8 protein-coding genes and 2 pseudogenes are annotated in these 11524 nt (G+C 64.5%); 3 read left to right on the top strand and 7 right to left on the bottom strand.

All coding sequences use genetic code 11. The annotated features are described in order from the left end of the window. The 5 genes and pseudogenes from Q0D45_RS09990 to rnt all read right to left on the bottom strand — a co-directional run. A pseudogene (locus tag Q0D45_RS09990) lies at positions 1–303 on the bottom strand (1-acyl-sn-glycerol-3-phosphate acyltransferase); the annotation flags it as partial. Between the two features lie 30 nt (positions 304–333). Beyond that, positions 334–1125 (bottom strand): GNAT family N-acyltransferase, encoded by a 792-nt coding sequence (locus tag Q0D45_RS09995; protein WP_293392051.1) that lies wholly within the window; start codon positions 1123–1125, stop codon positions 334–336. Between the two features lie 73 nt (positions 1126–1198). Continuing rightward, positions 1199–3709 carry a glucans biosynthesis glucosyltransferase MdoH gene (gene mdoH, locus Q0D45_RS10000; protein ID WP_293392054.1) on the bottom strand — a complete coding sequence of 837 codons (2511 nt, stop codon included), beginning with the start codon at positions 3707–3709 and terminating at the stop codon, positions 1199–1201. 19 nt (positions 3710–3728) lie between these two features. Continuing rightward, complete coding sequence (locus Q0D45_RS10005; RefSeq protein WP_293392057.1) at positions 3729–5285, bottom strand: glucan biosynthesis protein G; 1557 nt, start codon at positions 5283–5285, stop codon at positions 3729–3731. A 92-nt stretch (positions 5286–5377) separates the two neighbouring features. Continuing rightward, complete coding sequence (rnt, locus tag Q0D45_RS10010) at positions 5378–6067, bottom strand: ribonuclease T (RefSeq protein ID WP_293392060.1); 690 nt, start codon at positions 6065–6067, stop codon at positions 5378–5380. A 166-nt stretch (positions 6068–6233) separates the two neighbouring features. On the opposite strand from rnt, the gene Q0D45_RS10015 reads away from it, so the two are divergent. Further along, positions 6234–7451: an argininosuccinate synthase gene (locus tag Q0D45_RS10015; protein WP_293392063.1), complete on the top strand. Its 1218-nt coding sequence runs from the start codon at positions 6234–6236 to the stop codon at positions 7449–7451. A gap of 385 nt (positions 7452–7836) precedes the next feature. On the opposite strand, the gene Q0D45_RS10020 is transcribed toward Q0D45_RS10015, so the two are convergent. Then, positions 7837–9252 (bottom strand): YdgA family protein, encoded by a 1416-nt coding sequence (locus Q0D45_RS10020; RefSeq protein ID WP_293392066.1) that lies wholly within the window; start codon positions 9250–9252, stop codon positions 7837–7839. A 37-nt stretch (positions 9253–9289) separates the two neighbouring features. Beyond that, positions 9290–10159 carry a mechanosensitive ion channel domain-containing protein gene (locus Q0D45_RS10025; protein ID WP_293392069.1) on the bottom strand — a complete coding sequence of 290 codons (870 nt, stop codon included), beginning with the start codon at positions 10157–10159 and terminating at the stop codon, positions 9290–9292. A gap of 73 nt (positions 10160–10232) precedes the next feature. Between Q0D45_RS10025 and Q0D45_RS10030 the strand changes: the two genes are divergently transcribed. Beyond that, the gene (locus Q0D45_RS10030) at positions 10233–11138 is read left to right on the top strand and encodes an alpha/beta hydrolase (RefSeq protein ID WP_293392071.1); all 906 of its coding nucleotides are present in this window, start codon (positions 10233–10235) and stop codon (positions 11136–11138) included. Between the two features lie 4 nt (positions 11139–11142). Next, positions 11143–11524 (top strand): annotated as a pseudogene (locus Q0D45_RS10035) (hypothetical protein); the annotation flags it as partial.

Genomic DNA, 11524 nt, shown 5'->3' on the forward strand with positions numbered 1-11524 from the left:
CACCGGCCATTCGCCGACTTCGGCTTTCGACACGAAGCGCGTCGCTTCGAACGCGGCGACCACCGGAATGTCGAGCCAGGAGATGTGATTGCAGACGATCACCCGGGTGCCGACCATCGGCGTGCCGCGCACCACCAGCTTCACATCGAGAATGCGCAGCAGCACCCGATGCCACCAGGTGCTGAGGTTCTCGCGGGAATAGCGGCCACGGCCGTCGAGATTGACCAGTACCGCCAGGCCCAGCCCGACGAACAGGTGGGAAACGATGCGGATCGACTTGGCGGCTACGCGAAAATAACTCACGTCTGCGGCCGATCATTCACGAACCAGTGCTCAGGCGTGACCCGCAACAACGGTCGTCTCCTCGATCTTCGGGCGGTCCAGGAAGTGGCGGGCGTAGCGCGGGTGCAGGTCGCTGACGTTGAGCAGCACGAAGACGTCGGCGCAATTGAATTCGCGATCCCAGTACGGCTCGCCGCAAGCCTTGGCGCCAAGGCTGAAATAAGCCTTCAGCAGCGGCGGCAGGCGCACCTTGTCGACCGGGCGGGCATCGGCGATCGGCAGCTGGATCAGCGGACGGACTCGCTGCCAGGGCGCGGCCATGTACTTCTGCTTGATCTGGCCGAGGATCGCGTGGGCGTTGGCGCCACCGTCTTCGAGGCCGATCGAGGCACAGCCGAACAGGTAGTCGAATTCGTTCTTGATGATGAACTCGGCGAGCGCCTGCCAGAGCACGGCGATTACCACACCGCTGCGGTATTCGGCATCGACGCAGGTGCGGCCGACTTCCATCACCCGGCCGGGCAGGGAGTCGATCATCTTCAGATCGAACTCGCCGGCGGAATAGAAGCCGCCAGCCCGCGACGCCTTGTCGTCGGTCAGGATGCGGGTGCAGGCGACCAGACGGCCGCTGCTGGTTTCGCGCACGGTGAGATGGCGGCACCAGGCATCGTAGTGATCGCTATCGAGGCCTTCTTCGCCGCCGTCGATATCGGCACCCATCTCGCCGGCAAAGATGCGATAGCGCAGACGCTGGGTCTCGGCGATCTCGTCGGGCGTGGTCGCAAAGCCGGCGATGAAGCGGGGCGTGCTTTCTGGCGTGCTGGTTTCAATCACTGGGGACATGACTTGCTCCGACGAACATTTCGCAAACTCTATGAACGTCGCGTTGAAATGTGATGACTTCGGCTTGAAGCATTTATGACAGCGCGGCCGGATTGACGTTCGTCATCCAGCTCTTGTGGGCTTCGCTCGAAGTCCAGACCAGGTGGTGCAGTCTTGATAAAGCGATGGAATCCGTCAACAGCATGTTCTTCTGATTCGCATCGAGCTTCGCGGGTCCCTGGATCAAGGCCGTTTGCAGCAGCGCCAGACGCTCACGCTTGGTGGCATCCGAATGGAACGCCCGCGCCGTGCCGGCCGAACAGACCAGGGCATTGGCGATCGGATCGGTCACAGCCACTCGGAAATCCGAATATTCCGGCGCCCGCTTGAAGCCGAGCGCGGTCCAGCGCAGTTCGCGCGGCGGTACGGCTTCCTCGGGGATCAGGAAGAAGCGGCCGTTCTTGAAAGTGCGGCCCAGGGTCACCTTGCTGGACCAGACCGACAAGGGAATCGCCAACATCAGGGCGCCGACCACCGGCAGCAGCCACCACAGGAACGCCGGTTCCAGGTAGTAGACGAGTGCTGCCCAGAGCACCCCGAGCACGGTGCCGAAGCCATGACGGGCGATCGCTTCCGACCACGGCGTCTGCGAATCCTCGCGCGGCGGCGATTTCCACTGGATGCCGATGCCGAGCAGCGCTGCCGTCACGAAATGGGCATGGAACAGCATGCGCACCGGCGCCAGCATCGCCGAGAAGATCAGCTCCATCAGCATGCTGACGGTCAGAGTCAGGCCGCCGCCGAAGTTGCGGGCGCCTTTCGCGAGGATGACGATCACCGCCAGGATTTTCGGCAGGAACAGCAAGGTGGCGGTCGCCGAGAACAGCGCGATCGCCCATTCCGGATGCCATTCCGGCCAGGACGGAAACAGCTGGTTCGGCTGGGTGAAGTACTGCGGCACGGCGAAGGTCTGCACGGCGAGCAGCGCCGTCGACAGCACCAGCGAGGTGAACCACAGCGGTGCCGACAGATAGGCCATGACGCCGGTCATGAACACCGCGCGATGCGCCGGATGCAGGCCGGAGGTCATGAACAGGCGGAAGTTCATCAGATTGCCTTGGCACCAGCGGCGATCGCGCTTCAGCTCATCGAGCAGATTCGGCGGCATTTCCTCATAGGAACCGTCGAGGTCATAGGCGATCCACACTGCCCAGCCGGCCCGGCGCATCAGGGCGGCTTCGACGAAATCGTGGCTGAGGATTTCTCCGGACAGCGCACCGCGTCCCGGCAGGCGGGGCAGGGAACAATGGGCCAGAAACGGCGCCACGCGGATGATCGCGTTGTGGCCCCAGTAATGGCTTTCGCCGAGCTGCCAGAAGTGCAGGCCAGCGGTGAACAGCGGACCGTAGACGCGGGTTGCGAACTGCTGGATGCGCGCGTACAGCGTGTCGCGGCCGGCGGCGCGCGGCGCGGTCTGGATGATGCCGGCGCTCGGGTTCGCTTCCATCAGCTGGGCGAGGCGCACCAGGCAGGAGCCGCTCATCACCGAATCGGCGTCGAGAATCACCATGTACTTGTAGGCCGAGCCCCAGCGCCGGCAGAAGTCGGCGATGTTGCCGCTCTTGCGCTTGATGCGGTGGCGGCGGCGGCGGTAATGCACGCGTCCGAAGCCGCCGACCTCGCGGCATAGCAGCAGCCAAGCTTCCAACTCGGCGACGCGGATGTCCGGATCGGAGGTGTCGCTCAAGATGTAGAAATCGAATGCTGCACCTTGTCCGCTGCGCATCACCGAGTCGTAGGTGGCGCGCAGGCCGGCGAACACGCGGGCGGTGTTCTCGTTGCAGATCGGCATCAGGATCGCGGTGCGCGCGCCATCCGGCAGTTTCGAGTCCGGCACCTTGCTGCTGTTGATCGAGTAACGATCCTGACCGATCAGCAATTGCAGGAAGCCCATCATCGCCGTCCAGAATCCTGCCGATACCCAGGCGAACAGCACTGCGTACAGGATCAGCATCGCCACTTCGAGCGCATGGGCGCCGTGATACGGCAGCACCGCGGTCATGTAGAAAGTGGCAACCACGGTCTGGGCGATGACCAGAAACACCAGGATGAACCGGCGTACCGAGGCAGCGACATGCCAGCGCCCGGCCGGCATCGGCGCATCCGGTTCCGGCACCGCAGCGCTGTCTTCCTCGGGCCGCTGCTTGCCACCACCGAGCAGCAGACGGCTGATCGAGCGGAACAGGGCCAGCAGCGGATTCGGCGACCATGGACGGGACGTGAACGAAGCGCGCCGCAGCGCCGGCATCGTCGCCAGACGCACCCGGCCCTGAAGATCTTCGGTGAAGGCGCGGCTTTCCAGCTGCTGCCCTTTTCGCTCGGCATCGTCGAGCGCCATTTTCAGGCGCGGCGCGATCGAGCCGAGCGCCGGGTTGTCCTTGTCGAATCCCGCGCCGGCCAGCAGCTGATGGACTTCGGCCAGCGGATTCGCCGATTGCGAGGCTTGGCCCAGCAAGCTCGCACGCGCGGCGTCCGACAGATGCAGCTTCGCGCAGTAGGCTTCCGCTGCGGCCAGAGAGTTTGGCGAGGCGTTCGATGAGTCCATGATGGATGTACTGCCCGGATCAGCCCGGCGGCAGTACGTAGCTCCAGGTTTCCGACAGGGTGCTGTTGTCGCCCTTCAGGTAGGCGCGCAACTCGACCGCCTTGTCTTCATCGACCCGCTTCAGGCGCAGCGACACGCGCCAGCCGCCAGTGACTTCGTTGCGATACGTCGTGCGTTCAAGCAATTCGCCGTTGCCATCGACGGTGACCACGCCTTCGATCTTGGCGTCCGCCTTCAGCTTGTCGAGCGCCGGGCCGGTGAAATCGATCACGAAGCTGACGCTGCCGTCGTTGCCACGGCCGTAACCGCCGCGTCCGCGCCGACTCTGTTCGACCCAGGCCAGCGGCGGCCGCTTTTCCTTGTCCATCTGCCAGAGCATCCGGTAATCGAGCGCCAGCGGAGTGCCCGGCTGCGGCATGTTGTCCGGCACCCAGTAGGCGACGACGTTGTCATTGGTCTCGTCCGGCGTCGGAATCTGCACCAGCTCGACCCGGCCGGCCCCCCAGGCGCCCTTCGGCTCGATCCACAGGCTGGGCCGCAGTTCGTGGTGCACTTCCAGATCCTCGTAGCGCTCGAACTTGCGATCGCGCTGCATCAGGCCGAAGCCCTGCGGGTTCGACATCGAGAATGAAGTGACCAGCAAACGCTTCGGATTGACCAGCGGCCGCCAGATCCACTCGCCGGTGCCGGAGGCGATCGACAAGCCGTCCGAATCATGCACTTCCGGGCGGTAGTCCTCATGATCTGCCGGCTGGTTCTCGCCGAAATAGAACATGCTGGTCAACGGCGCGATGCCGAGCTTGCTGACGTTTTCGCGCAGGAACAGCCGCGCCTTGGTGTCCATCACCGTTTCCGAGCCCGGCTTCAGGATGAACTTGTAGGCACCGGTGGCGCGCCGCGAATTGAGCAGTGCGTAGATCACCAGTTCCTTGGCGTTGGCTTCCGGGCGCACCACCCAGAACTCGGTGAAACGCGGGAACTCCTCGCCGGAAATCAGGCCGGTGTCGATCGACAGGCCGCGGGCCGACAAGCCATAGCGTTGACCGGCGCCGAGCGCGCGGAAATAGCTGGCACCGAGGAACACCAGCACCTCGTCCTTGTACTTCGGAGTGTTGACCGCGAAATGGACACGAAAGCCGGCGTAGCCGAGATCGCGGAACGATTCGGCATCGACCTTGTTGTCGCCGTAGTTGAAATCGTCCGGCGAGAACTTCAGCTCGCGCAGCGCCCGGCCGTTGACCTCATTGATCTTCACCGGCCGGTCGTAATAGAGGCCCTGATGAAAGAATTGCAATTCGAATGGCAGTTTTTCCGCATGCCAGAGCGCGCGATCCGGTTTGAAGCGGATATCGCGATAGTGGTCGTAGCCGAGCTGCTGCAAGGCTTTCGGCAAGCGTCCTTCCGGTTTCTCGAACGGCTGCGCGGCCAAGGCTTTGGCTTTCGCAGAAACATCATCCAGATCAAAGGCATGCGCCGGGCTGGAATGCACGGCGGCGCAGCTCAGCAGAACGGCGCAGGCCCCACTCAGCAGGCGCAAGGCAAGCCAGGAGGCATGCCGTCGGTCGATCGAATTCATCAGGTAGGGGTCGGTGATCGGAAAGCGTCGGGGCATTTTACGTGACCACGAGCGTAGCCACGGCTGTGCACGGGCCATGCCCGAGCAGGCGCTCAGACGGATGACGTGACCGCCGATGCGACAGGCGCCGGCGCCAGGAAGGATTCATAAACGCCGCGCAGGCGGTTGATCATCAGGCAGAACAGATCGGCGGTGCGCTCGGCGTCGTAGATCGCCGAATGCGCTTCCCGCGTGCTGTACGGCAGGCCCGCCGCTTCCAGCGCCCGCGCCAGCACCGTCTGGCCGAGGATCGCGCCGCCCAGCGTGGCGGTATCGAAAGCCGAAAACGGATGGAAGGGATTGCGCTTGATGTCGCAGCGGCCGACCGCGGCATTGACAAAGCCAAGATCGAAATGGGCGTTGTGGCCAACCAGGATCGCCCGCGTGCAGCCATGCTCGGACACCGCCTGCCGCACCGGCTTGAACACCTGGGCCAGCGCTTCACGCTCGGGGATCGCGCCGCGCAGCGGGTTGGTCGGGTCGATGCCATTGACCTCCAGCGAGGCCTTCTCGAGGTTCGCACCCCGGAATGGCTCGACATGGGCGGCGTGGGTCACGTCGCGGACCAGATTGCCCTCGCGATCGAACTTCAGCAGCACCACGGCGATTTCCAGCAGCGCATCGGTGCGGTTGTTGAAACCACCGGTTTCGACGTCGACCACCACCGGCAGGAAGCCGCGGAAGCGCTGACCAATACGCGGCGCAGGCTTGAACGCGTCAAGCAGGGCGGGGGGGAGTTCCATGGGATGCCGGGGGAGAGTTCGGGGCGGAGTTTAGCCGATGGGGGATCAGCGATGCCGCGCTGCGGCATGGACAGCCCGCGAGCCAAGGCCGGCCCGCAAGCTCGATCGTCTGGCATCGCTATAATTCGCCGCCTTCCCCGTCCCCTGCTGCCAACGTCCGAATTCCATGAGCAAAAATCAGGTCCGCAAAGTCGCGCTCGCCTATTCCGGCGGCCTCGACACCTCCGTCATCCTGAAGTGGCTGCAGGACACCTACGGCTGCGAAGTCGTCACCTTCACGGCCGATATCGGTCAGGGTGAGGAACTCGATCATGTGCGCCCGAAAGCGCAGCAGTTGGGGGTGAAGGAAATCTTCATCGACGATCTGCGCGAGGAATTCGCTCGCGATTTCGTGTTCCCGATGTTCCGCGCCAACGCCGTCTACGAAGGCGAGTACCTGCTCGGCACCTCGATTGCCCGGCCGCTGATCGCCAAGCGCCTGGTCGAGATCGCCCGCAGCACTGGTTGCGATGCGATCAGCCACGGCGCCACCGGCAAGGGCAACGATCAGGTTCGTTTCGAACTCGGCGCCTATGCGCTGTGGCCGGGCGTGAAGGTGATCGCGCCCTGGCGCGAATGGGATCTGAACTCGCGCGAATCGCTGCTCGCCTACGCCGCCAAGCACGAGATCCCGATCGCCAAGAAGCCGGGCGGTGGCAGCCCGTACTCGATGGACGCCAATGCGCTGCACATCTCCTATGAAGGCGGCGGTCTCGAAGACCCGTGGTGGAGCCCGGATGACAGCATCTGGCGCTGGACCAAGAACCCGGAAGATGCGCCGAACGAAGCCGAAGAAATCACCATCAGCTTCGAGCGCGGCGATGCCATCGCCATCAACGGCGAAGCGGGCACGCCGTTCCAGATTCTCGATCGCCTGAACGCCCTCGGCGGCAAGCACGGCATCGGCCGTCTCGACATGGTCGAGAACCGCTACGTCGGCATGAAGTCACGCGGCTGCTACGAAACGCCGGGCGGCTCGATCCTGCTGAAAGCACACCGCGCGATCGAGAGCCTGTGCCTCGACCGCGAACAGGCGCACCTCAAGGACGAGCTGATGCCGAAGTACGCCAGCCTGATCTACAACGGCTACTGGTGGAGTCCGGAGCGCCGCATGCTGCAGGCGCTGATCGACGACAGCCAGACCCGGGTCAACGGCGACGTGCGCCTGAAGCTCTACAAGGGCGCGATCTACAACCTCGGCCGTCGCTCGAAGGACTCGCTGTTCGACGCCAGTCTGTCGACCTTCGAGGACGATCGCGGCGCTTACAACCAGAAGGACGCGGAGGGCTTCATTCGCCTCAATGGGCTGCGCCTGCGGACTGGCGCCAAGCGCGACGCGCGCTGATCGCGCTGTCCTTCTGGTCGCTCGCCCGATGCCTTGGCGTCGATCCCGTCGAAAAGCACGACGGGTCCCTCGCCGCGTAGCATCGGTCGGCACCAGAAGGACGCTGAAGGGTTCATTCGTTTGAACGGCCTGCGTCTGCGCACTGGCGCGACGCGCGACGCGCGTTAAGCTCAGCTAGATTTCATCCACCACCCAACCACCGGAGCACGACCATGGCCAAAGGCATGGACAGTAAAAAAGCCGAAAAGAAAGCACCGCTGAAGACGATGAAGGAAAAGAAGGCCGAGAAGCAGGCCAAGAAGAAGTCGAAGTAGCCTCGGCTTCCCCAAATCCCCGCCATGTTCTGCATGGCGGGGATTTGTCGTTTCAGGCGGCCGTCAGCCGCCTATCCGCCGCCAGGGACGCCAGCGCCCAGCGCTTTGCCGTTGATGGTCAGCACGCCGCCTTTGAACGCGGCGACGCTTTTCGCCTGCCGGCCGTCGACCAGCAACAAACCCTGCGCAATCAGGGCGTCACGGGTGTTCTGAAGCGCGCTGGCGATGACTTCCTGCGGCACTTCGTCCGGAGCGACACCGGCGTTGCCGGCTAGATCGGCGCGAACCTTCTGGCTCAGCAACAGGTTGACGTAGTCGAGCGGGGCGTCGAACTGGGCATGGCCTTCGACATCGGTCAGCGGCGTGAAATCGTCGAAGTTCGCATCACCGATGTAGCGCAGGCTGCCCTCGGCCTTCACCGCGCCGGCCGGGCTGCCGAACGACAGTTCGTCGACGCGCAACTCGGGATGGCCGGCCGCCAGCTGACTCAAGGCCGGCTTCAGCTCGGCCATCATCGCGGCCGGATCGACTGCCGCGTCCTTGCCGTGCGTCTGCTGATAGCGATTGGCCGCGGTCGACATCGCGATCGTCGCCGCCGCATCGAGATGATCGAAGCGGACACTCAGGCGGGGCTGGTCGATCCGGGTGCCTGCGGCGTCGAAGCTGGTGGCCGAGAACTGCACGCCAGAGTTGATCGCGCCGTCGACCAGCTGGGTATCGGAGTTGAGCGCGAACTGATTCAGTGTCGACGTGACTTCGGCGGATTTGAGTGCGAGCGAGGCGACGGTGATCGCCGAAGTGCCGATCCACAGCGGGCTGTCGTCGACCTGGGTCATGTCGGCGGTCATCGCCAGTTGCCCGAACGAACCCTGCTTGCCGTCGTTGCCGGTGATGTCGAGGCTGGGCGCAGCCAGTTGCAGCAGCAGATGGCCGCCGCCGAGCGAGTAGCTCGATTCGATACCCGCCCAGTGAACCTTGAGCGCGTCCGCACCCGCAGTGCTGGCATCGACAGCGGGCGACCGGAGGCTGCCGCTGACGCCGCCGGCAAAGCCGAGATCGGTGATCAGTGTCAGCACAGGCAGATCGCCGAACAACGGCGCCAGCGAGGTCTTCAGATCGTCATCGAGCTGCGGCGTGGTGATCAGACGACCCAGGCGCAGCAGGCCGTCGAGCCGCGGCCCATGGCTGATCGCGTGGTTCAGGCGCAGCCGCACGACCTTCGGCGCAGCCGTCGCTTCATCCTCATGCCCCTCTTCGTGGACGTGGGTTTCCGGCGGCAGCACGATCTCGATCGCCGTTTCGGCCTCGGCCGAGTACAAGCCGCGCTCGTAGCGGCTGATCCGGATCGGGTAGGGGCTCTGTTCGCTGATGCTGGCGATGCCGGCACGAAAGGCGGACTCGATCCGCAAACCGATCACATACGGCCCTGCCACGGCAACGGCGCCGATGATGCCGAGCGCCAATGCCGTTTTACCTGCTGCCTTCATCGTCTACTGCTCCTTGATGGATGGTTGACCCGCTGCCTTAGAGACGGTTCTCCACCGGCAGGGTTTTGCGCTCCTCGTCGCTGCGTGTGTCGCGCAGATGCAGATCCATCTGCGGATACGGGATGGCGATGCCTTCGGCGTCGAAGCGCAGCTTGATCTGCTCGAGCAGATCGCTCTGCACGTCGCCCCATTCCGCCGTCTTCGCCCAGGGACAGACCGCGAAATCGACCGAACTCGGGCCGAGCGCACGCACCTGCACGGTTGGCGCCGGAGACTTCAGCACCTTCGGATGACTGAGCACGATCTCCTGGAGGATCGATTTCGCCAGCTTCAGGTCGGCGTCGTAATCGATGCCGATGGTGATGTCGAGACGGCGCGTATTGCGGGCGCTGTAGTTGGTGATGGTCGCCGCGGTGATCGTGTTGTTCGGCACGATCACTTCCTGGTTGTCTGCGGTGCGCAGCACGGTATGGATGATCTTGATCTCCTCGACCGTGCCGGAGATACCACCGGCTGCGACCAGATCGCCGACCCGGAACGGCCGGAACAGGATCAGCAGCACACCCGCCGCGAAGGCGCTGAGCTGGCCCTGCAAGGCCAGGCCAACGGCAAGCGCGGCTCCGCCGACGACCGCCGCCAGCGAATTGGTGTTGATGCCGATCTGGCCGAGCGCCGAGATCACCACCAGCGCATAGCCCAGGCCGTAGGCGACGTTGCACAGGAAGCCGGTCAGGGTCGGGTCGGCATTGGCGCGCTGCATGACCGAGCGCAGCACCTTCACCGCTGTCCGGACGATGAACCGGCCGATAAAGAAGATCAGGAACGCCACGGCGATCTTCAGCAGGACCGGCAGGCCGAGTTCCAGCCAGCGTTCCGGCTGGGTGAGTTGTTCCAGCTTGAAATCCATAAGGTCTCCCGCGTTGTGCCTGTGTTCGGGTAGTTTAACGGGCCGATCCCCGCAACCACCCCAGCCGATGCCGATGAGCGATACCTCCGCCGAAGCCCCTGCCACCCTGACGCCGCGCTACATCCAGGCCAATGGTCTGGAGTTCGCCTACCTCGAAGTGCCGCCTGCCAGTGGCGCTGCCGAGGCGCCGCTGGTGCTGGTGCTGCACGGTTTTCCCGATACCGCGTGGAGCTTCGCGCCGCTGCTGCATGAACTGGCCGCCTCCGGCTATCGCGCCGTGGCGCCGTTCACACGCGGCTATGCGCCGACCGAAATTCCCGAGGACGGTGATTACTCCCTGGAAACGCTGGGCCAGGATGTGCTGGCGCTGATCGAGCACTTCGGCGCCGATCGCGCCTTCATCGTCGGCCACGACTGGGGCGCGGTCGTGACTTACGCCGCCGCCGCGCTGCGCCCGGATCGTGTGCGCGCGATCGTCACCGCAGCGGTACCGCATCTGCGCCGCTTCCTGCTGCGGCCTTCGCGGGCCCAGCTCTCGGCCTCGCACTACATGTTCAAGTTCCAGCTGCCGGTCTGGCCGGAACGGCGCATCCGCGAGGATGATTTCGCCTGGTTGGTGAACCTTGCGCGCAGCTGGTCTCCGGGCTGGATTCCGGACGACGACTATCTGGTGCCGATGAAGGCCAACTACGCCGATCCGGGGCGGCTCAAGGCTGCGCTTGGCTACTACCGGGCGATCCCGGCGATGTTCTTCAAGAAGGTCGCCTGGCAGTTCCTGCTGCAGCCGACGCAGGTACCGGCCTGCGTCATCCGCGGCGAGCACGACGGCTGCATCTTGGACAGTTCGTTCAGCGATTCCGAGCACCTGTTCTCGGCCGGTTATGAATCGGTGCGCATGGCCGGCATCGGCCACTTCATGCACCTGGAAGCGCCAGACGCATTCGCCAAGCACGTGCTGGAATTCCTGGCCCGGCATTGAGCCGATGAGCCTGCGCTCGATCGACTGGCTGGCCGACAGCGTCTGTCGCTGGACGCCGTTGCCGATGGTCGATGAAGCGCTGGTCTTGCCCGAAGCGGAAGCGGCGCTGGTCGTCGATGTTGCCGAGCGCCGCCGCGGCCATTTCATCGCCGGCCGCGTCTGCGCCCGTGCGGCCCTGGCGGAACTGGGTCGTGTCGATGCGGTGATCGGCCGCACCGCCGACGGGGCTCCGGCCTGGCCGGAAGGCGTGATCGGCAGCATCGCTCACTGCGGGGATGCGGCGGTCGCGATTGCCGCCTCGACCCAGCACTGGTCTGCCTTCGGAATCGATATCGAGATCGATCGCGCACTGCCAGATGATGCGGCCGCCTATGTGCTCGACGAAG

Source organism: Nevskia sp. (assembly GCF_023266035.1).
GTDB lineage: Bacteria > Pseudomonadota > Gammaproteobacteria > Nevskiales > Nevskiaceae > Nevskia.